At 70.7% G+C, this 19,641-nt stretch carries 22 protein-coding genes and 1 pseudogene; 8 read left to right on the forward strand and 15 right to left on the reverse strand.

The annotated features are described in order from the left end of the window. Positions 1-69: 69 nt before the first annotated feature. The 15 genes and pseudogenes from HY68_RS02340 to proS form a co-directional block, all read right to left on the reverse strand. Positions 70-1,698, reverse strand: a complete 1,629-nt coding sequence (locus HY68_RS02340) for a YifB family Mg chelatase-like AAA ATPase (RefSeq protein ID WP_041983930.1) — start codon at positions 1,696-1,698, stop codon at positions 70-72. Beyond that, a complete protein-coding gene (locus HY68_RS02345; RefSeq protein WP_041983932.1) occupies positions 1,698-2,060 on the reverse strand; it encodes a YraN family protein in 363 nt (120 codons plus the stop codon). The genes HY68_RS02340 and HY68_RS02345 overlap by 1 nt, the downstream gene beginning before the upstream one ends. 176 nt (positions 2,061-2,236) lie before the next feature. Next, complete coding sequence (locus HY68_RS02350) at positions 2,237-2,545, reverse strand: DUF2469 domain-containing protein (protein WP_014675276.1); 309 nt, start codon at positions 2,543-2,545, stop codon at positions 2,237-2,239. Between the two features lie 55 nt (positions 2,546-2,600). Next, positions 2,601-3,128 carry an NUDIX hydrolase gene (locus HY68_RS02355; protein ID WP_041983936.1) on the reverse strand — a complete coding sequence of 176 codons (528 nt, stop codon included), beginning with the start codon at positions 3,126-3,128 and terminating at the stop codon, positions 2,601-2,603. Then, positions 3,118-3,876 (reverse strand): signal peptidase I, encoded by a 759-nt coding sequence (lepB, locus tag HY68_RS02360; RefSeq protein ID WP_041983938.1) that lies wholly within the window; start codon positions 3,874-3,876, stop codon positions 3,118-3,120. Before lepB (HY68_RS02360) ends, HY68_RS02355 begins: the two co-directional genes overlap by 11 nt. Before the next feature lie 97 nt (positions 3,877-3,973). After that, the gene (gene lepB / locus HY68_RS02365; protein WP_198533379.1) at positions 3,974-4,885 is read right to left on the reverse strand and encodes a signal peptidase I; all 912 of its coding nucleotides are present in this window, start codon (positions 4,883-4,885) and stop codon (positions 3,974-3,976) included. After that, positions 4,788-5,981 (reverse strand): annotated as a pseudogene (lepB, locus tag HY68_RS02370) (signal peptidase I). Before lepB (HY68_RS02370) ends, lepB (HY68_RS02365) begins: the two are co-directional and overlap by 98 nt. After that, a complete protein-coding gene (gene lepB / locus HY68_RS02375) occupies positions 5,974-6,729 on the reverse strand; it encodes a signal peptidase I (RefSeq protein ID WP_041983943.1) in 756 nt (251 codons plus the stop codon). Before lepB (HY68_RS02375) ends, lepB (HY68_RS02370) begins: the two are co-directional and overlap by 8 nt. 57 nt (positions 6,730-6,786) lie before the next feature. Beyond that, positions 6,787-7,137, reverse strand: a complete 351-nt coding sequence (gene rplS, locus HY68_RS02380) for a 50S ribosomal protein L19 (protein WP_041983945.1) — start codon at positions 7,135-7,137, stop codon at positions 6,787-6,789. A 134-nt stretch (positions 7,138-7,271) separates the two neighbouring features. Further along, positions 7,272-8,093 (reverse strand): tRNA (guanosine(37)-N1)-methyltransferase TrmD, encoded by an 822-nt coding sequence (trmD, locus tag HY68_RS02385; protein WP_041983947.1) that lies wholly within the window; start codon positions 8,091-8,093, stop codon positions 7,272-7,274. Beyond that, positions 8,093-8,710: a ribosome maturation factor RimM gene (gene rimM, locus HY68_RS02390; protein WP_041983950.1), complete on the reverse strand. Its 618-nt coding sequence runs from the start codon at positions 8,708-8,710 to the stop codon at positions 8,093-8,095. The genes trmD and rimM overlap by 1 nt, the downstream gene beginning before the upstream one ends. Positions 8,711-8,795: 85 nt before the next feature. After that, the gene (locus HY68_RS02395; protein ID WP_020868149.1) at positions 8,796-9,035 is read right to left on the reverse strand and encodes an RNA-binding protein; all 240 of its coding nucleotides are present in this window, start codon (positions 9,033-9,035) and stop codon (positions 8,796-8,798) included. 2 nt (positions 9,036-9,037) lie between these two features. Then, entirely contained in the window at positions 9,038-9,484 is a 447-nt protein-coding gene (rpsP, locus tag HY68_RS02400) for a 30S ribosomal protein S16 (protein ID WP_041983952.1), read from the reverse strand. A gap of 216 nt (positions 9,485-9,700) precedes the next feature. After that, positions 9,701-10,300: a hypothetical protein gene (locus HY68_RS02405; protein ID WP_041983953.1), complete on the reverse strand. Its 600-nt coding sequence runs from the start codon at positions 10,298-10,300 to the stop codon at positions 9,701-9,703. A gap of 188 nt (positions 10,301-10,488) precedes the next feature. Further along, positions 10,489-11,901, reverse strand: a complete 1,413-nt coding sequence (gene proS, locus HY68_RS02410) for a proline--tRNA ligase (RefSeq protein ID WP_041983954.1) — start codon at positions 11,899-11,901, stop codon at positions 10,489-10,491. Between the two features lie 208 nt (positions 11,902-12,109). Here proS and HY68_RS02415 point away from each other — a divergent pair, with 208 nt between their 5' ends. The 8 genes from HY68_RS02415 to HY68_RS02450 all read left to right on the forward strand — a co-directional run bounded on the left by HY68_RS02415 (position 12,110) and on the right by HY68_RS02450 (position 19,499). Next, positions 12,110-12,946, forward strand: coding sequence for an SAM-dependent methyltransferase (locus HY68_RS02415; RefSeq protein WP_078863395.1), 837 nt, complete (start codon positions 12,110-12,112; stop codon positions 12,944-12,946). A gap of 78 nt (positions 12,947-13,024) precedes the next feature. Then, positions 13,025-13,963 carry a GntR family transcriptional regulator YhfZ gene (gene yhfZ / locus HY68_RS02420; RefSeq protein ID WP_041983956.1) on the forward strand — a complete coding sequence of 313 codons (939 nt, stop codon included), beginning with the start codon at positions 13,025-13,027 and terminating at the stop codon, positions 13,961-13,963. Positions 13,964-14,056: 93 nt separating this feature from the next. Then, complete coding sequence (locus tag HY68_RS02425; protein ID WP_041983957.1) at positions 14,057-14,431, forward strand: PRD domain-containing protein; 375 nt, start codon at positions 14,057-14,059, stop codon at positions 14,429-14,431. Positions 14,432-14,477: 46 nt separating this feature from the next. Beyond that, positions 14,478-14,834 carry a DUF2620 domain-containing protein gene (locus HY68_RS02430; RefSeq protein ID WP_041983958.1) on the forward strand — a complete coding sequence of 119 codons (357 nt, stop codon included), beginning with the start codon at positions 14,478-14,480 and terminating at the stop codon, positions 14,832-14,834. Positions 14,835-14,868: 34 nt separating this feature from the next. After that, the gene (locus HY68_RS02435) at positions 14,869-16,215 is read left to right on the forward strand and encodes a YhfT family protein (RefSeq protein WP_041983959.1); all 1,347 of its coding nucleotides are present in this window, start codon (positions 14,869-14,871) and stop codon (positions 16,213-16,215) included. A 53-nt stretch (positions 16,216-16,268) separates the two neighbouring features. Continuing rightward, on the forward strand, positions 16,269-17,210 hold the full coding sequence (locus HY68_RS02440) for a phosphotriesterase (RefSeq protein ID WP_041983960.1): 942 nt from the start codon (positions 16,269-16,271) through the stop codon (positions 17,208-17,210). A 1-nt stretch (position 17,211) separates the two neighbouring features. Next, positions 17,212-18,330: an aminotransferase class V-fold PLP-dependent enzyme gene (locus tag HY68_RS02445; protein ID WP_041983961.1), complete on the forward strand. Its 1,119-nt coding sequence runs from the start codon at positions 17,212-17,214 to the stop codon at positions 18,328-18,330. Positions 18,331-18,332: 2 nt separating this feature from the next. After that, positions 18,333-19,499 carry an alanine racemase gene (locus HY68_RS02450; protein ID WP_041983962.1) on the forward strand — a complete coding sequence of 389 codons (1,167 nt, stop codon included), beginning with the start codon at positions 18,333-18,335 and terminating at the stop codon, positions 19,497-19,499. Positions 19,500-19,641: the final 142 nt, after the last annotated feature.

Genomic DNA, 19,641 nt, shown 5'->3' on the forward strand with positions numbered 1-19,641 from the left:
CGCCCGGCTCGAAGATCCGCGTGAGCGCGGCCCGCGCCAGCCGCTCCTCGGCCGCGCCGGTCGTGGACGTCATGACCCGCTCCCCGCGGCGGCCGGTACGCCTCTGGCGACGCCGGTACGCAACTCCAGCGCGAGCGCGACGTCCCGCTCCTGCGGCCGGTCGCGTCCCGCGAGGTCGGCGACGGTCCAGGCGACCCGCAGCACCCGGTCCAGGCCCCGGGCGGTGAGCAGTCCGCGCTCCAGATCGCGCTCGGCGGCGGCGAGGGCGCCGGGAGCGACGAGCCAGCGGGTACGCAGCTCATGACCCGGCACCTCGCTGTTGACGCGCCAGGGTGTGCCGTCGAGCCGGGCTGCGGAGCGCGCCCTGGCCTCGGCGACCCGTGCGGCGACGGCGGCCGTCGGCTCTCCCCTGCCGCCCTGCCCCATCAGATCGGCGCGCTGGACCGGCTCGACCCGCACCCGCAGATCGACCCGGTCGAGCAGCGGTCCGGAGAGTCGCGCCTGGTAGCGGCGGATCGCGGACGGCGGGCACTCGCAGCCGGAGCCTTGCAGGGTGTGCCGGCCGCAGGGGCACGGGTTGGCGGCGAGGATCATCAGGAAGCGGGCGGGCAGCCGCACCACGCCGGCGCTGCGGGCCACCACCACATGACCCGATTCGAGGGGCTGGCGCAGCGCGTCCAGGGCCCGCCCCGAAAACTCGGGTGCCTCGTCGAGAAAGAGAATCCCGCGGTGTGCCAGCGACACAGCGCCGGGCCGTGGCATCCCGTTCCCGCCGCCGACCAGTGACTGCATCGTCGCCGAGTGGTGCGGCGCGCAGTAGGGCGCCGTACGGACCAGTGGCTGCCCCGGCGGCAGCATGCCGGCCACCGAGTGCACCGCCGTGACTTCCAGGGCCTCCTGTCGGGTCAGCGGCGGCAGAACGCCCGGCAGCCGCTCGGCCAGCATGGTCTTGCCCGCGCCCGGCGGGCCGTGCAGCAGCAGGTGGTGGCCGCCGGCCGCCGCGACCTCCAGGGCCGTACGCGCCTCGGCCTGTCCCGCCACGTCGGAGAGATCAGGACGGTGCCCGCCGTCCGCCCCGGCGCCCGTGGCGAGCCCGGTGCCCACTCCTGCTCCCGGCACCAGCAGCCCGGCCAGCATGGGGTCGGGGCGCCCTTCCAGGGTCTCCTCCGGCTCGTCCGGCACGGGCCCGTCCGTGAGCACGGCGATGAGCTGGCGCAGGCTCCGGACGCCGAGGACCGAGACGCCGGGCACCAGGGCCGCCTCACCGGCGGTCTGCTCGGGGACGACGACCTGCCGGTACCCGGCCTCGGCCGCCGCCAGCACCGCGGGCAGCACGCCCCGTACGGGTCGGACCCGGCCGTCGAGACCCAGCTCCCCGATCAGCACCAGATCGGCGATCGTCTTGGGGTCGATCCGCTCGGCCGCGCCCAGGACGCTGGCCGCGACGGCCAGGTCGAAGCCGCTCCCGCTCTTCGGTACGGAGGCGGGGCTCAGCCCCACCGTGAGTTTCTTCTGCGGCCATTCGGCGCCGGAGTTGACCACGGCAGCCCTGACCCGGTCCCGGCTCTCGATGAGGCTCTTGTCGGGCAGCCCGACCAGGGTGAAGGCGGCCACTCCCGGCTCCAGATCGGCCTGGACCTCGACCACCACGCCTTCGACGCCCACCAGGGCCACCGAGCACGCACGCGCGAACCCCATCAGGCCACCCCCCGCGCATGCTCCAGCACGGGCGCGCCACGGTCCGGCAGCACCACTCCGACGAGATCGATCCGCACCCCGCCGGGCGGCGGGCCGCCCGAGCGCTCCAGCCAGCAGTCGGCCAGCCGTCTCAGCCGCTCCGCCTTGGCCGGTGTCACCGCGGCCATCGGATGCTCGAACGAGTCGGCTCTGCGGGTCTTGACCTCGCAGACCACCAGCACGTCCGTGTCCATCGCCACGATGTCGATCTCGCCGGTCCTGCCGCACCGCCAGTTCCGCGCGAGCACGGTCATCCCCGCCGCGACCAGCTGTCGCGCCGCCAGATTCTCGCCGTACCGCCCCAGTGCCCCCGTCGCGTTCATCTCGGCACCACCTCCACCACCGACTCTGACGCCTTCGCCGGAAGCAAGTGGATCTTGGTGGATAACCCCGTATCTGTGGACAACCCGGCCACTCTCAGGGGTGAGTGCCTCAGGGGTGAGTGCCTCAGGGCCCGGGCCCCAGGCTCCAGGGCCTCAGGGGTGGCGGCTCACTCTCTTCAGCCCCCGGGCAGTTCGAGATCGCTCTTGTTGAGCTCCTCGATGTTCACGTCCTTGAATGTGAGCACCCGGACCTGTTTGACGAACCTGGCCGGCCTGTACATGTCCCAGACCCAGGCGTCCGCCATGGTCACCTCGAAGAAAACCTCACCCTGTACCGAGTGCACCTGCATCTCGTAGTCGTTGGTGAGATAGAAGCGGCGCTCGGTCTCGATCACATATTTGAACAGACCGACGACATCGCGGTACTCCCGGTAGAGCTTCAGCTCCATCTCGGTCTCGTACTTCTCGAGGTCCTCGGCGCTCATGGCATGTTCCCCTTCAGCCGTACGTCCCCCCATTGTGCTCCGGCGCCTCTCACCCCTAGACGATTTCGGGGTCGAGGATCACCGGCTCATCCGGAGGACCCTCGTCGAGCAGCCTGCGCAGCAGCCCGGCGAGCCTGGTCGGATACACCGTCTCACGCGACGCCGACAGTTCGGCGGAGGTCCACCACCTCGACCCGGCGACACTGCGGCGTTCCAGCTCGGTCAGCCCTTCGGACGAGGTGTCGGTCTGTGTCGTACGTGCCAGGAAGTACCACTCGTCCTGGTGCCAGCGGCGGCCGTCGAAAGGGAACGAGCAGATCCGGTGCCACAGCACCGGACCGAGATCCACCCGTGTGATCCCCGTCTCCTCGGTCAGCTCACGCAGCGCGGCCTCCCGTCTGGTCTCGTCGCCCTCCAGGCCGCCGCCCGGGGTGAACCACCAGGTGTCGGCGGGGTCGGCCGGTTCAAACCCGCGCAACAGCAGGATCCGGTCGTCGGGGTCCAGCAGCACCACCCGTGCCACCTTCCGCACCACCTCGCCGCCCGGCGCCACACCCTCAAGGGGCACCTCGTCAGCGGGCACCTGCGGACACCTCGCCCGTCCTGGCCCCCCGGCGCGGCCTGGACAGCCTGCCCAGCACCGGTCCGAGGGCCGCGCCGCCCAGGATCAGCACGGCACCGGCAATCACCGCCGCGACCATCAGCTTCAGCGGCCCCGGCCGGGACACCCCGCCCGGCAGCGCGGCGAAGGAGGCGGGACGACCGATCATGGTCCCCAGCGGCCAGGCGACGGCGTCCACCCGCGCCCGCACCTCGGAGCGCGGCACGGAGCCCTGGTCCGGGTCCTGCAGATGGACCCGGGAGTCCAGCGACCCGCTGCGCTCGTCACCGAGCATGAACAGCTGGCCCTTCGGCACCGACGCCGAGAAGGCGGTCGCCGAGGCGAGACCGCCGATGGCCTTCTGGGTGTACGGCTCGTCGATCGGCTTGCCGTTGACGGTGAGCCGGCCGTGGCTGTCGCAGCAGGCGACCTTGTCGCCGCCGACCCCGGCCACCCGCTTCACCATCGGCAGATCGCCCCACTGCTTGTCCTTGAAGACCACCACGTCGCCGCGGCGCACGTCGGCGCCGGATATCCGCTGGGCGAGCACCCGGTCGCCCGCGTTCACCGTCGGCGTCATCGACTCCGTCGGCACCGTGTACGGCTGGTAGACGACGGCGCCCCAGACGAACCCTCCGAGGAAGAGCACACAGCCGACGGCCACGGCCAGCCCCGACAGCACATTGCCGAGGCGGCCGCGGCCGTCGTTGGTCCGTCCTGTTCCGCTCATCCCAGCGCCCCCATTTCCGGAGAGTGATCCTCGGAGATTTCCGGGAGTGATCCACGGAGATCAAGATCCTCGGAGATCGACGATCTGGGACCGCACCTTACCCGGGGTTACGCTCGGTAAGTCCACGGGTTCGGCGCTTCCTGCGCCACAGCACCAGCGGGAAGGCGCCCACCAGGCCGACCGCCACCGGAGCCGCGCCTGCCGCCGCGCTCAGCCCCGACTGGTCGAAGGTGCTCGGCACGGACAGCGCGTCCCACCGGTTGACCGGCCATGCCACGACGATGGCCCGGCCGACGACCTCGTCGGTGGAGACCGTCCCGTTGCCGGGCAGCGACTGGTGGTAGCGGGAGTCCAGCGAGTTCTGCCGGTGGTCGCCCATCACCCAGATACGGCCGTCGGGGACCTTGATCGGCCCGAACGGCTCGTCGTCGCACGGAGTGTTGCCCGGGTAGATGTACCCGGACTCCTGCAGCGCGTGGCCGTTGACCTTGACCTTGCCGCCCTTGTCGCAGCTCACCGTGTCACCGCCGACCGCGATGACCCGCTTGATCAGGTCCTTCTCCTCGGCCGACGGCATCAGGCCGATGAAGCTGAGGAACTTCTGCGCCACGTTCGGGTCCGGCGTCGGGGTGTCCTCGAGCCAGCCGCCCGGGTCGTGGAAGACGACCACCTCGCCGCGCTGCGGCTCAGCGCCGAACCACGGGGTGAGCTTGTCCACCAGCACCCGGTCGCCCCGCTGCAGGGTGTCCTGCATCGAGTCGGACGGGATGGAGAACGCCTGCACCAGGAAGGTCTTGATCAGCAGCGCCAGTACCAGCGCGATCCCGATCAGCAGGGGCAGCTCCTTCCAGAAGGAGCGCTGCTTGCGCGGCCGGCCGGCCTCGCCGTCATCTTCCCCGTCGCCCTCGCCGTCACCGGGGCCGCCGCTGCCGCCGTATTCGGTGCTGCTCCCGGATTCCGTGCCTGCTCCGCTCCCCGGCGCCGCCGGTTTCGTCATGTCGTTCGTCATATCGGTCACGGCTGCGGGCGACTCGGCGAGCTGCTCGTGTCCCTCCTCGGGACCATCGTGTCCGGATCGTGCGCCGACCGCCACGTCCCCCACATCCACTCCTTCACTCCGTGCGATTCACTCTGCGTTTCGCTCTGTACGAGCTGTACGAGCGCCTGTCCCGGTTCCAGGACAGGACCACCACTCCCATAACGACCGGGAGTTCCGCAGGGCCCGGGGGCCGGACCAATCCGTTGCGATCCTGGGGGATCACACTATTCGTACGTACTGACGCCGCCGCAGGACCCGCACGCGCCTCGGCCACCGAAGCGTACGTGGCCGGTTCCTCCAGTCTGCGCCAGTGGCCGAACGGCCAGGCGATGACCACCGCACGCCCCACGACCTCGGACTCCGCCACCGTGCCCTGGTATTTCTCGTTCAGATGGAAGCGGGAATCGGCCGAGTCGGAGCGGTGATCTCCCATGACGAAGATCCGCCCGGCCGGCACCTTCACCTCGAACGAGAGTGTGGACGGCGGGTTCCCCGGGTGAAGATACGGCTCGTTCAGGGGCGTTCCGTTGACGGTGACTTTGCCATCCTTGTCACAACATTTGACGGTGTCACCGCCGACCGCGATCACTCGCTTGATCAGATCCTGCTCGTCGGCCGACGGCAGCAGTCCGATGAACGTCAGTCCCTGCTTGAGCTGTTTGACGCCGGCGGGTGAGGTGTCGGCGGTGGGTTTCTCGTCCTTCAGCCAGCCGCCGGGGTCCTTGAAGACGACCACGTCGCCGCGGCTCGGCTTCGAGCCGAACCAGGGCGTCAGCTTGTCCACCAGGACCCGGTCGCTGATCCGGATCGTCTCCTCCATCGAACCGGAGGGGATCACGAACGCCTGCACCAGGAAGGTCTTGAGCACGAGCGCGATGAGTACGGCGACGACGATCAGGACGGGCACCTCGACCACGGCCGACCTGCGGCGGCGGTTCTTGACCCGGCGCGCCAGTTTGCGCCGCTCGGCCCGGCCCGGCAGCGAAGGCCGCCCGTCGGTCGGCCGGGTGCCCGTCGGCAGCCGGGTGTCGGACCCGTGGCTGGCCGGCCGTCCGCGCTTACCCATGGGCGCCGCCGGCGTCTCGTACGCCCTGGAAGGCGTCGGTCCGCTTCAGCGAGGTCCAGTGGGCGAACGGCCAGCCGATCCAGTCGGTCCTGCCGATCACCCGGTCCACGGGCACCACACCGCCGCCGGGCTCGCCGAGATGGTCCCGGGAGTCGCGGGAGACGGCCCGGTGGTCGCCCATGACCCAGAGCCGTCCGCTGGGCACCACGATGTCGAACTCGACCTCGGAAGGCGCGTCCCCGGGGTACACGTAGCGCTCGTTCACCGCCCGGCCGTTCACCTCGACCCTGCCCCTCTTGTCGCAGCAGACCACATGGTCGCCGCCCACACCGACCACGCGCTTGACGAAATCGGTCTCGGCGGGCTCGGCGAGACCGAGGGCCGCGGCCGCCCCGTGCAGCAGTGAGGTGACGGGGTTGCCCGCGGGCGGCTCCTGGACGAAGGATCCGGTGCCGTCGAAGACGATCACGTCGCCGCGCTGTGGCACAGCACCGAAACGGTACGCCAACTTGTTGACCAGTACACGGTCGCCGACGCGCAGCGTCGGCTCCATCGAGCCGCTGGGGATCAGGAAGGGCTGCACCACGAAATGGCTGAACAGGAGCACGATGACGACGCAGACAGCGCCGAGGAACACGACCCTGCGCCACGTGAGCCCGGTGAAACGTGAGAAGCGCGACCCCGCTTCCGCCCCGGTCGGGGATGCGGAAGAGGGGTCGCGCTCCATGTCACGTTCTTCGGTGTCCATCGCGCCCAGAGCTTATCCGGCGGCGCTGTGGACCCGTGCGCGATCGAGCCCGCGGGCTCAGTTGTCGCGCTTCTCCTTGATCTTCGCGGCCTTGCCGCGCAGCTCACGGAGGTAGTACAGCTTGGCGCGGCGGACGTCGCCACGGCTCACGAGCTCGATCTTCTCGAAGATCGGGCTGTGCGCGGGGAAGGTGCGCTCGACGCCGACGGAGAAGGAGACCTTGCGGACCGTGAAGGTCTCGCGGACGCCCGAGCCCTGGCGGCGGATGACGACGCCCTTGAACTGCTGGATACGGGACCGGTTGCCTTCGATGACTCGTACGTGCACGTTGACCGTGTCACCGGGGCGGAAGGCCGGGAGGTCGGTGCGCAGCGAGGTGGCGTCGACGGTCTCTAGCAGGCTGGACATGAAAGATCTGCTTCCTCGTTGATGCCACAGGTCATCAACGGCGATGTCGTGATGAGAGTTCGGGGTGTGCCGTCGCGTCGGGCGGGCGTCGTTCCCCCTGTGGCAGGGGCGCACTCCGGACGTACAGCAACGGCTCATTCTTCCATGGCGGCGGGCCTGCGCCAAAATCGGCCGCCGGGCTCCGGTGCCCAGCCCATGATGGAGAGCGTCTCGCGGTCCTTCTTGTCGAAGGCCGCGGCGTCCCAACGCTCGATCATGTCGGGCCGGTTGGCGGCGGTGCGGCGCAGTGCCTCGTCCCGGCGCCAGCGCGCGATCTTCCCGTGGTGGCCGCTCAGCAGGATGTCCGGGATCTCCCGGCCGCGCCACTGCGGGGGCTTGGTGTAGACGGGCCCTTCGAGCAGGTTGGCCATGGCGCCGGGCGCGAACGAGTCGTCCTGGTGGGACTCGGCGTTGCCGAGGACGCCGGGCAGCAGCCGGGCCACCGCCTCCGTGACGACCAGGACCGCCGCCTCGCCGCCGGCCAGCACGTAGTCGCCGATGGACACCTCGTGGACGGGCATCCGGCTCGCGTACTCGTCGACGACCCGGCGGTCGATGCCCTCGTAACGGGCGGGGGTGAAGATCAGCCAGGGGCGCTCGGAGAGTTCGACGGCGAGTTCCTGGGTGAAGGGCCGGCCGCTGGGGGTGGGGACGACGAGTACGGGGCTGTGGGCGCCCGACTCGTAGCCGTCCGCCAGCGCCTCGTCGAGGGACTCGCCCCACGGGCCGGTCTTCATGACCATGCCGGGGCCGCCCCCGTACGGGGTGTCGTCGACCGTGTTGTGCCGGTCGTGGGTCCACTGCCGCAGGTCGTGCACATGGACGTCGAGCAGGCCGCGGGCGCGCGCCTTGCCGACGAGTGAGACGTTCAGCGGGTCCAGGTACTCGGGGAAGATCGTGACGACGTCCAGCCGCATCAGGCGTCGCCCTTGGCGGGGGCGTCATCAGCGCGGGCGTCATCAGCGGGGTCGCGCCGCGCGGGGTCGTCGGCGGCGGGGTCGTTCTTGCCCGCCACGTCCGCCGCGCCGTCGTCCAGGAGTCCGGGCGGCGGGGTGATCACGGCCCGTTGCTCCTCCAGGTCGATCTCCGTGACGATCTTCTCGACGAACGGGATCATCACCTCGCTGCCGTCGGGGCGTTCCACGATGAACAGGTCCTGCGAGGGCAGGTGGGTGATCTCGGTGATCCGGCCGATCTCCGTGCCGTCGGCCAGGACGACGTCCAGGTCCATCAGCTGGTGGTCGTAGTACTCCTCCGGGTCCTCGGGGAGTTCCTCCGGGTCGATCTCGGCGATGAGCAGGGTGTTGCGCAGCGCCTCGGCGCCCGAGCGGTCGCTCACGCCGTCGAAGCGCAGCAGCAGCCTTCCGCTGTGTACCCGGCCCGTCTCGATCGTCAGCGGTCCGACGGAGGCCGGTTCGGTGGCGAGTACGGCGCCGGGCCCGAGCCGCAGTTCGGGCTCGTCCGTGCGCACCTCGACGGTGACCTCGCCCTTGATCCCATGGGCGCGCCCGATGCGCGCCACTACCAACTGCACGGTGCTCGTTTCTCCTGTCGTACGACGACGGGCCGGGAAGGGCCGCGAAGGTCCTTCCCGGCCCGTGCCGGTGTCACAACTTCAGTCAGCGGACCTGGTCCACGTCGACGAGGTCGACGCGGATGCCACGGCCGCCGATGGCGCCCACGACGGTACGCAGCGCGCGTGCGGTGCGGCCGTTGCGGCCGATCACCTTACCGAGGTCGTCGGGGTGGACCCTGACCTCCAGTACGCGGCCACGGCGCAGGTTGCGCGAGGCGACCTGCACTTCGTCCGGGTTGTCGACGATGCCCTTCACGAGGTGCTCGAGAGCCTCCTCGAGCATGCTCAGGCCTCGGTCGGCTCGGCGGCGGCCGGGGACTCGGTCCCGGCGTCGTCCGCCTTCTTCTCGGCCTTCTTCGCCTTCTGGGTGATGGCCTCACCCTTGGGCTCGTCGCCGGCGTCCTTGGTGGCGGCCTCGAAGAGGGCGCGCTTGTCAGCCTTGGGCTCCGGCATGAGCAGCGGCGCGGGGGCCGGCAGTCCCTTGTGGGCCTGCCAGTCACCGGTGAGCTTGAGGATCGCGAGGACCGGCTCGGTCGGCTGGGCGCCGACGGACAGCCAGTAACGCGCGCGGTCCGAGTCGACCTCGATACGCGAGGGGTTCTGCACCGGGTGGTACAGACCGATCTCCTCGATGGCCCGGCCGTCGCGGCGGGTACGGGAGTCGGCGACGATGATGCGGTAGTGAGGCGAACGGATCTTGCCCAGACGCTTCAGCTTGATCTTGACTGCCACGGGAGTGGTGTCTCCTGGTCTTGACGTGGTTGGGCACGGCGGGAATGCCACGTGGGGTTGCGGCACCCGAAATGCCCGATGGACGCGTCAGCCGGAGGAGAGAGGGGTCCTGTGCGACTGTCGAGTGCAGCTTGCCATTGTGCCACACACCTGCGGTGGGGCTTGACCCGGCAGGAGAGGCACGGACGGCGGCGCGCTGCGGAGCTGCCCGGCGCTTCAGCTCGCAGCGGCGACCACTTCCTGTTCCGGGATACGGAAGGGCTTGCCGCAGCCGCCGCAGACGATGGGCGCCTGCGCGAGGACCGAGGGGACGACGCGTACGTTGCGCCCGCAGTCGCAGACCGCCTTGACCCGGACGCCCCCGCCGGACGAGCCGTGCCGGGCGGCCGGACCCCGGAAGCTGCGCTTGGTGTCGGCCGCCGTCGCGACGGTGTGCGCCTTGAGAGCGCGCTGCAGCCGTTCCATGGTCGGCCGGTAGCGGCGCTTGGCCTCGGGGCTGAGCAGGACCAGCGAGAAGCCGCTGCTGGGATGCGGCTCGTCGGGGTGGTCCAGACCCATCTCCTCGGCGATCGCGAGGAATCGGCGGTTGTGGTAGCGGCCTGCGCGCGAGGTGTCACGGACGCCTCTGGCTGCGGCAATGCCATGGACCGCTTCGTGAAGCAGTCGTTCGAAGGAGAGCTCGGCGCCGCAGGCGGACGAGGACTCTCCGATCAGGGACTCTGGCGCGGCAAGATCGGGCAGCTCGGGGTGGTACCGCTGAATATCGGCCCACGCCTGCGCCAGCTCTGCGGCGAGAACAGGTGGTGTCGTGCTCACGTCGTGAATAACGAGCAGAACGGCTCCCGGGTTCCATTACGGGGCATCCCAAATAATTTGCACGTACCCGTCAGTTGCCGTTGATGCGTCCTGACGAGGGCGGGTGCGTCTATCTGCGGAGAAGTCTCACAGCTCACACCAAGGTGGTACGTAGCGACTCGTACGCTCCGGCGCGTAGTCGATCTACGTCAGTAGGCGCGCGCCACGACAGCGACAGTACCCGGGGCGTCGTCCGACTCCGGCACCGAGCCGTCCTCGGCGACCAGGGCCCGTACGGACACGCCCTGCCCGGCGAGAGCCGCCTCGCCCTCGGCGCCGAGCTTGTCCCACGGGACCCGCGCCCAGCCGCCGGCGTTGGCCACCTCGGCCGCCTCCTCCAGGGTGCCGACGTCGCTGGTACGCGAGAGACGGCGCTCCCGTGACTGCGCGAGCAGCAGCGCCTGGTCCTCCTCCAGGATGCCGGGCAGCAGGCCCGCGACCGCGTCGAGCGCGACCGGCTCCTTGCCGCCGGGGATCCGGCGGGCCAGCATCGCCGTGCCGTTCTCCAGGTCGCGCGGGCCGATCTCGATCCGTACGGGCACGCCCTTCAGCTCCCAGTCGACGGCGCGCCGGCCGAAGGGGGTGTCGACGCGGTCGTCGACCTGGACGCGGATCCCGGCCGCGGTCAGCTGCTCGCCGAGCTCGCGGACCTTGGCGACCGCCTCGTCGCCCTTGATGGCGAGGACGACGACCTGGACGGCGGCGAGGCGGGGCGGTACGCGCAGGCCGTTGTCGTCGCCGTGCATCATCACCAGCGCGCCGATCATGCGGGTGGTCGAGCCCCAGGAGGTCTGCCAGACGTACTCCTGCTCGCCGTCCTTCGACAGGTAGCGGGTGTGGAACGCCTTCGCGAAGTTCTGGCCCAGTTCATGGCTGGTGCCCAGCTGGAGCGCCTTGCCGTCGCCCATCATCCCTTCGAGGGTCAGGGTGTTGATGGCGCCGGCGAACCGCTCCTTGGGCGTCTTGCGGCCGAGGACGAAGTCCATGGCGAGGACGTTCTCCATGAAGTCGCCGTAGACGTCCTTGTGGATACGGGCGGCGAAGTCGTGCGCCTCCTCGTAACTGGCGTGGGCGGTGTGGCCCTCCTGCCAGAGGAATTCGGAGGTGCGCAGGAAGAGCCTCGGGCGCAGCTCCCAGCGGACGACGTTGGCCCACTGGTTGATCAGCAGCGGCAGGTCGCGGTAGCTCTGCACCCACTTCGCGAAGTACTCGTTGATGATCGTCTCGGAGGTGGGGCGGACGACGGCGGGCTCTTCCAGCTCTTTGCCGCCGCCGTGGGTGACGACGGCCAGCTCGGGGGCGAAGCCCTCGACGTGGTCGGCCTCGCGGGCGAGGTAGGACTGCGGGATGAGCAGGGGGAAGTAGGCGTTCTGGGTGCCGGTCGCCTTGATCCTGGCGTCCATGCCGGACTGCATCCGCTCCCACAGGGCGTACCCGTACGGCCTAATCACCATCGTGCCGCGTACCGGACCGTTGTCGGCCAGCTCGGCCTTGTTGATCAGATCCTGGTACCAGCGGGGGAAATCGTCCGCCCGGGGCGTGAGTACGGGTGCCTTTGCCATGGCGGGCATCGTACGGCGATGTGAAGCGCGGGACAGAATCGGCCCTGTGCGCCGGGGCGTACGCCCACGACACACACAGTTTGCCTGACACCCACTGGACGGGAGCACGGATGGGGAGTTCCCTGGCATACGGGGGACGAAGGCGCGCACGTACACGGGGGATGTCAATCAGGGCATGCTGACCTCTCGGCGGATTGGGGCGCTATCCATGACACCTACGCTCGTCAAGCACCACCGGCATCAGATGCACGCGACCTCGGCTTCGACGGCTTCTGCGGACGTGAGTGCGCGCGCCCGCGACTGGGCCGAGATCCAGGAACGGATGCTGGTGCCGCTCTACGAAGCGGTGTACCAGCGCCTGGAGGTCCGCGAGGGGACCCGGCTGCTGGGCCTCGGCTGCGGCTCGGGGCTCGCGCTGCTGATGGCGGCCACCCTGGGCGCGGAGGCGACCGGCGTGGACTCCGACAGCGAACTGCTCGCGCTGGCGGGCGAGCGGCTGGACAGCGGCACGCTGCTGCCGACGGACCGGCTGGCCGACGCCGCGGAACCAGGCAGGCCCGGGTACGACGTGATCACCGCCTTCCAGCCGGTCGGCTCTGTCGCGGGCGACACCAAGGGCCTGGGGCCCACGCTCGGCCGGGCGGTCCCGCTGGCCAAGCGGGGCGCGCCGGTGGTGCTGGCGGGCTGGGGCCCGCCGGAGCGGTGCGCGACGGCCGGGGTGCTCCAGGTGGCGGGCCGGCTGACGGACCGGCTGCGCAAGGGCGCGTGGCGGCCGGCACACCGGGACGACCTGGAGGACGTGGCGGCGCGCGTGGGGCTGCGCCCGGACGGTTCGGGCCGGGTGGCCTGCCCCTTCGGGTACGCGGACACGGAGAGCGCGGTGCGCGGAATGCTGTCGACGGGTGTGTACGACGGCGCGATACGGGCCACGGACCGGCGTCAGGTGGAGAAGGAGATCGCGGAGGCGCTGCATCCGTATGTCCGCCGCGACGGCACGGTCTGGATGCCGAACGTCTTCCGCTACCTGATCGCCCGCACGCCCTGACCTGCGGATTCAGTGGGTCTTTCACAAGGACCAGAGAAATCCTTGTCAGTATCCAGAATCCTGGTTACTGTCTCTTCCGTGACAGCCTTCGACGAGCGCTTCCTGACGCGCAACGGGCTCGCGGCCCGGCAGCTCGCGGTTCTTCTGCTGAACCACGAGCCGGACACCCGGCTGCCGCGCGTCCGTGACTTCGCCGAGGAGCTGGGCGTCGGCAACGGGACCGTACAGGCGGCGCTCCAGCTGCTGGAGAACGCCGAGGCCATAGAGACCACGGCCCGCGGCCATCTCGGCACGTTCCTGGTCCGCTCGGACCGGGCCGTCCTGTGGCGGCTGTCCGGCCTCGGCACCCTGCTCGCCGCGATGCCCCTGCCGTACTCGCGCCGCTACGAGGGGCTTGCCACGGGGCTGCGCTCCGCGTTCGAGGAGGCGGGCGCGCCCTTCGCGATCACCTTCATGCGCGGCGCCGGCGCCCGGACGACCGCGCTGCTCGAAGGCAAGGTCGACCTCGTGGTGCTCTCGCGCTTCGCGGCGGACCGGCTGATCGAGGAACACCCGGTGGAGCTGGTGGCCGACCTCGGCCCCGCCACCTATGTCGGTGCCCACGGGCTGCTGCTGCGGCACGGCATCACCCAGGACTCCGCCGGGCTGCGGGTCGCCGTCGACCACGCGTCGGAGGACGGGCGGATGCTCGCCGAGCGCGTCTTCGCCGGGCGCACCGACATCGAGTGGGTCGAGGCGTCGTACATGCAGCTGCGGGAGCTTTTCGAACGTGACCTTGCCGACGCCACGGTCTGGAACCTGGACGAGGCGCAGGACCGGCTCGGCGCCGGGGTGGACGTCCTGCCGCTCGGCGACGAGATCAACCGCGATCTTTCGCTGCGCAACTCCAGCGCGGCGATCATCGGCAGAACCGAAGGGGCGAAGGCGCTCGGCGCCGTACGCGACTCGCTCGACCTGTCGATCGTGACCTCCGTACAGACGCAGGTACTGCGCCATGAACGGACGCCTTCGTACTGAGACCCGGAAATCGGAGGGTCGAGGCGTAGGCTCAAAATACAAAATACTGGTTACTGTCTTATCGACTTGTCGAGCATGCTCTAGGAGGACCCCATGGACGACCAGCTCGCCCTCCGCATCCAGCTCTTCCGGGAGAGCGGTCAGGTACGCCCCGAGGTCGCGGCTTTCGTGACCGGTGAGCTGACCGCGCTCGCCGACGAGGGCCGCACCGTCACCGAGGACACCGCGGGCATGCTCACCAGCCATCTGATGATGGCGCTGACCAGGCTCCTCGACGGCGAACCCATCGAGAACTTCACAACCGACGAGCAGGTGGCGGCCGAGCTCGCCGACCACCCCGAGGCGGTCGCCAGGTCCCGGGCGGTCTCCGCGCGGGCCGGACGTGAGCTGGGCACACCGCTGCCCGACTCGGAGATCAACTTCCTCGCGCTGCACCTCGCCGTACTCGCCCAGAACTCCCCCGCCTGAACCCCAGGGCCCCCGCCCGAAAGCCCCGCCCGAAAGGAAGACAGCCATGACGAAGATCCTCACCGGAGGCGTCGGCAAGACCGAGGTCGCCGGCATCGTCTCCAAGCTCGGCATCGACGGCATCGAGATCGCCGTCTCCAACGACATGGACGCGGCGATGAAGCTCCGCGGCGGCCAGGCCGACTTCTACCTCGGCACCTGCCACACCGGCGCGGGCGCCTCCCTCGGCGTGCTCGTCGGCCTGCTCGGCAAGCCGCTCTGCCACACCTTCGGCCGCTCGGTCCCCACCGAGGACGAGGTCACCGCCCTGCTCGCCGAAGGCAAGAAGGTCTTCGGCTTCGCCATCGACCAGATCGACGCCGTGGCGCCGGTCATGGCCCGCGCCATCGCCGCGCGCGGCTGATTCCCGCACTCCAGGGCCCGGAGGAGAAACTCCCGTGAACACCCTCGCAGCGAGCACCAACCATCTGGACTTCACGCTCGCCCAGCAACTGACCGTCATCGTGCTCGCCGCGCTCACCGCGTTCATCTCGCACATGGCCCTGGCCGTCTTCAACGACGGCACCCGCCCCTTCATGCTCGACTTCATCCAGGGGCGCTCGTCCCGCAGCGCAACGGCGGCGGTGTCCTTCGGCCTCTCCGCCGGGTTCATCTTCGGCCTCGGCGCGCCGATGGCCCTGTCCTCCGGCGTCCTCAACCCGTGGCTGCTGTTCCTGCCGACCGACATCCTCGGCATCCTGGCGTTCCGGAAGTGGCTCGCGCCGCTGCTCGGCGGCGCCTGGGGCGCGCTGATCGTCTTCGGTCTCGGCGGCACCAACAACCTCGCGCACAAGCTGCCCGTCGACTTCCTGACGGCAATGCAGCAGATGTCGACGCCGATCCTGTTCCTGTTCACGCTGTTCCCGGTGCTCGCCATCACCAAGCAGTTCGGCCGGGCGCGCGGCGGGATCGCCGCCGTGATCGAGCTGGCCTTCGTGATCATGACGATGAAGCTGTGGCCGAACGTCTTCGCCGGCTCGCTCGCGATGGCCGCCGGGGTGCTGATGCTCATCGGCTTCGCCGTCCGCAAGGACCTGCTCCAGCGCAAGGCCGACCGGGCCGCCTTCGCCGCCGAGGGCACGACGGACACCGGACCGCAGGAAGCGGACCCGGACGACCCCATGGTGTCGCTGTTCAGCGCCAGCGCCGCCCGGCTGCGCCGCTACCTGCCGCTGTTCATGCTGCTCGGCGCCGGCGTCTGCGCACTGGCCCAGATGCACATATTCGGCGGTGGTGAGGCCACCAGCTTCCTGATCGCCAAGGGGCAGTACAGCGAGGCGGCGCAGGTCGACTTCTACCGCGTCTTCGGCTTCATCCCGCTGATCGCGACGACCGCCCTCGCCTCCGGCGCGTACGGCATCGCCGGCTTCACGCTCGTGTACCCCATCGGCTACCTCATGCCGAACCCGATCCTCGCCGCCGTCGTCGGCGCCGTCGTCTTCGCCCTCGAAGTGCTGGCCCTGTCGTACATCGGCAAGCTGCCGAGCGTGCGCGACTCCTCCGAGCACCTGCGCAGCGCCATCACCGAGACGCTGTCCCTGGCCATCCTCTTCGGCTCGCTGCTCGCGGCGAACGTCATGGGCGGCGGTCTCGCGATCCTCATCGTCGGCGGGCTCTACCTGATCAACGAGGCGATGGGCCGGCCCGTCGTACGCATGGCGGCCGCGCCGGCGGCCGTCATCGTCGGCGGCATCCTGCTCAACGTCCTGTACTGGCTCGACCTCTTCACCCCGGTCAAGGGCTAGCGCCCTTCGTTCGGATCAAACCCTCGGGCCCCCCACACCAGGAAGCGCAGCACATGCAGCACCATCTCCACACCGTCGCCGGGCCGTTGCCCGTGTCCGCCGTGCGCGGCCCGGCCCTGGCGCACGAACATCTGGTACTCGACCTCGACAGGACCGACAGCGGCGAAGCCGTCATCGACGGCCGGCACACCGCCGCCGTCACGGCCGAACTGGCCGCTCTGCGCGACGAGTTCGACCTGGCCCTGGTCATCGAGCTGACCTGCCGCGGGATGGGCCGCGACCCGCGCGCGCTGGCCCGGATCGCGGCGGAGTCCGGCGTCGCCGTGGTCGCGGCCACCGGCTGGTACTACGAGCCGTTCCACCCGCGGGAGATCGCGGACGCCGGCGTCGAGCAGCTCACCGACACGCTCGTCCGGGAGATCACCGACGGCATCGGCGACACCGGCGTCACACCCGGGGTGCTCGGCGAGATCGGCAGCCACGGCGACCGGCCGTCCGAGCCGGAGACCCGCGCGCTCCTCGCCTCCGCGCACGCCGCCGTCGCCACCGGCCTCTCCCTCGCCACCCACGCCCAGCTCGGCCACGGCGGACTCGCCCAGCTCGACCTGCTCACCGGCGCCGGCCTCGCACCGCACCGGATCTCCGTCGGCCACCAGGACCTGCTGGACGACCCGGCGGTCCACCGCGCACTCGCGGCGAGCGGCGCGTACGTCGCGTTCGACACCGTCGGCAAATCGGCCTACCAGAGCGACGACACCCGGCTGCGGCTACTGCTCGCGCTGCTCGAAGCGGGCCACGCCGACCGGGTCCTGCTCAGCTGCGACATCTCCCGGCACGGCTACCTCACCTCCGAGGGCGGCCAGGGATACGGGCACCTCTTCCGGTCCTTCCTGCCGAAGGCACGCGCCGCAGGGGTGGACGACGACCTGGTGGACCTGATGACCCGCCGCAACCCTCTGCGCTTCCTCACCGGCGCCGACGTCGAGGAGATCTGAGATGGCCGCACCACAGACGCCCGTACACCTGCCCACGACCTACCCGCTGGCGACGGTCGGCGTCGACGAAGCGGTCCGCGTCCAGTACCGGCTGCTCGAACACACCGCGGCGCACTTCGAGGGCACCCAGCTCTTCGAGACCGACGCCGGTGTCGTACCCGGCCTCGGCAGGCCCCGTACGACCGCACGCGTCGAAGCGGTGCTCGCCGGGCACTTCGGCGCCGAGGACGCGGCCCTCGTCCAGGGCGCGGGCACCGGCGCGATCCGGGCCGCGCTCCAGGCCGCCGTCTCCCCCGGCGACCCGCTCCTCATCCACCGGGCACCCGTCTACCGCACCACCGCCGTCACGCTGCGCGGCCTCGGGGTGCGCACCGTCGAGGCCGACTTCAACGACCCGGCCGAGCTGCGCCAGGCGCTCGCCTCCGGCCGGTTCCGCTGGGCGTACGTCCAGCACAGCCGCCAGCGGCTCGCCGACTCGTACGACCCCGCCGAGGTGATCGCCGCCTGCGCCGAAGCGGGCGTACGCACCGTCGTGGACGACAACTACGCCGTCATGCGGGTCCCCGCCTCCGGGGTGGAACTCGGCGCCGACGCCTCCTGCTTCTCACTGTTCAAGCTGCACGGCCCGGAAGGGGTCGGCGCCGTCGTCGGCTCCCGCGACCTGGTGGAGCACATCCGCGCCGACAACTACTCCGGCGGCGGCCAGGTGCAGGGCGCGCAGGCGCTCGACGCGCTGCGCGCCCTCACGCACGTGCCCGTCATGTGGGCGATCCAGTCGCGGGTGGGCGCCGAGGTCGCCGACCGGCTCACGGCGGGCGAAGTACCGGGCGTAGCCGAGGTCCGTATCGCCAACGCGCAGGACCGCTGCCTGCTTGTCCGGCTGGAGCGGCCCGTCGCCCGCCAACTGCCCGCGGTGGCGGCGAAGTACGGCGCGGCGCCCTACCCGGTCGGCTCCAACTCCCGTTACGAGATCACCCCGCTCTTCTACCGGATGTCCAGCTCGTCGCTGGACGACGCCCCCGAACTCGCCGACTGGACCGTACGGATCAACCCCATGCGCGCCGGCGCCGATCTCGTCGTCGAGATCCTGCGCCGTTCGCTGCTCGACCTGGAGGGCTGACCGTGTTCCTCGACACCGTCCTCACCCGCAACGCCGCGCTCGTCGAGACGGCGACCGCGCTGCACGCCTCCGGCGCGATCCCGCCCGACACCTACGTCATGGACGCGGACGCCATTGAGTCCAACGCCGCACTCCTCGCCGCCGAGGCCCAACGGCTGGGCCTCAGCCTGTGGTTCGTCGTCAAACAGCTCGGCCGCAACCCCGCGCTGATCCGCGCCATCGCCCGGCACATCCCCGCCTTCGCGGCGATCGACCCGGCCGAGGCCCGCACCCTGCACGCCACCGGCGCGCGGGCCGGCAACCTCGGCCACCTCGTACAGATCCCGCGCCGCGACCTGCCCGAGATGCTGGCCTGGCGGCCCGAGGCGGTCACCGTCTTCGACCTGGCCAACGCCCGCGCCGTCTCCGACGCCGCACGCGAACTCGGCTTCGTCCAGGACGTGTTCGTACGCCTCGAAGGCGCGGCGGGATCCGTCTACCCGGGCCAGGAAGGCGGCGTACCCCTCGACGGCCTCGACACGTTCGCCGAAGCCGCCGAGGAGTTGCCCGGCATCCGTATCGCCGGCGTCACCGCTTTCCCCTGCGTGCTGTGCGACCCGGCCACCGGCGTGCCCGCCCCCACGCCCAACTTCGAACTCGCCGTCAAGGCACGCGATCTGCTCGCCGCGCGCGGCCACGAGCGGCTGGGGCTCAGCGCCCCGAGCGCCACGGCCATGGCGACGCTCCCGCTGCTCGCCGAACTCGGCGCGACCCACGGCGAACCGGGCCACTCCCTCACCGGCACCACCCCGCTGCACGCGGTCGACGCGCATCAGCCGGAGCAGCCCGCCTACGTGTACGTCAGCGAGGTCGCGCACACCCTCGCCGACGGCAGACACGCGCTGTACGGCGGCGGCTTCTACGCACGCGCCGGGATCAAGGCGGCGCTGCTGCCCCGTACCGGACTGCGGCTGCCCGTCCAGGACTCCCCCGCCGAGAACATCGACTACTACCGGCTGACGGACGCGGCGCCCGCCGTCCGGGCGGGCGACACCGCCGTCCTCGCCTTCCGCACCCAGATCTTCGTCACCCGCTCGACCGTCGCCGTCGTCGCGGGCCTGTCCACCGGCGCGCCCCGGCTGACCGGCCTGTACGACGCGCACGGCCGGCCGCTGCAAGGAGCGCCATGAGCAAGACGGTCATCGTCGTCATCGACGGCTTCGGCATCGGCGCGATGCCGGACGCGGGGGCGCTGCGCCCCGGCGACATCGCCGCCGACACGTGCGGACACGTCCTGGACCACCGCGCCGCAGCCGGCCGGCCCCTGCGGCT

Source organism: Streptomyces sp. AcH 505 (assembly GCF_000818175.1).
Lineage (GTDB): Bacteria > Actinomycetota > Actinomycetes > Streptomycetales > Streptomycetaceae > Streptomyces.

Coding starts and splice junctions, on each gene's coding strand:
- HY68_RS02340 (WP_041983930.1), bottom strand. CDS start 1,698: ATGGGGTTCGCGCGTGCGTGCTCGGTGGCCCTGGTGGGCGTCGAAGGC.
- HY68_RS02345 (WP_041983932.1), bottom strand. CDS start 2,060: ATGAACGCGACGGGGGCACTGGGGCGGTACGGCGAGAATCTGGCGGCG.
- HY68_RS02350 (WP_014675276.1), bottom strand. CDS start 2,545: ATGAGCGCCGAGGACCTCGAGAAGTACGAGACCGAGATGGAGCTGAAG.
- lepB (WP_041983938.1), bottom strand. CDS start 3,876: ATGAGCGGAACAGGACGGACCAACGACGGCCGCGGCCGCCTCGGCAAT.
- lepB (WP_198533379.1), bottom strand. CDS start 4,885: ATGACGAACGACATGACGAAACCGGCGGCGCCGGGGAGCGGAGCAGGC.
- lepB (WP_041983943.1), bottom strand. CDS start 6,729: ATGGACACCGAAGAACGTGACATGGAGCGCGACCCCTCTTCCGCATCC.
- rplS (WP_041983945.1), bottom strand. CDS start 7,137: ATGTCCAGCCTGCTAGAGACCGTCGACGCCACCTCGCTGCGCACCGAC.
- trmD (WP_041983947.1), bottom strand. CDS start 8,093: ATGCGGCTGGACGTCGTCACGATCTTCCCCGAGTACCTGGACCCGCTG.
- HY68_RS02395 (WP_020868149.1), bottom strand. CDS start 9,035: ATGCTCGAGGAGGCTCTCGAGCACCTCGTGAAGGGCATCGTCGACAAC.
- proS (WP_041983954.1), bottom strand. CDS start 11,901: ATGGCAAAGGCACCCGTACTCACGCCCCGGGCGGACGATTTCCCCCGC.
- HY68_RS02415 (WP_078863395.1), top strand. CDS start 12,110: ATGACACCTACGCTCGTCAAGCACCACCGGCATCAGATGCACGCGACC.
- HY68_RS02425 (WP_041983957.1), top strand. CDS start 14,057: ATGGACGACCAGCTCGCCCTCCGCATCCAGCTCTTCCGGGAGAGCGGT.
- HY68_RS02430 (WP_041983958.1), top strand. CDS start 14,478: ATGACGAAGATCCTCACCGGAGGCGTCGGCAAGACCGAGGTCGCCGGC.
- HY68_RS02440 (WP_041983960.1), top strand. CDS start 16,269: ATGCAGCACCATCTCCACACCGTCGCCGGGCCGTTGCCCGTGTCCGCC.
- HY68_RS02445 (WP_041983961.1), top strand. CDS start 17,212: ATGGCCGCACCACAGACGCCCGTACACCTGCCCACGACCTACCCGCTG.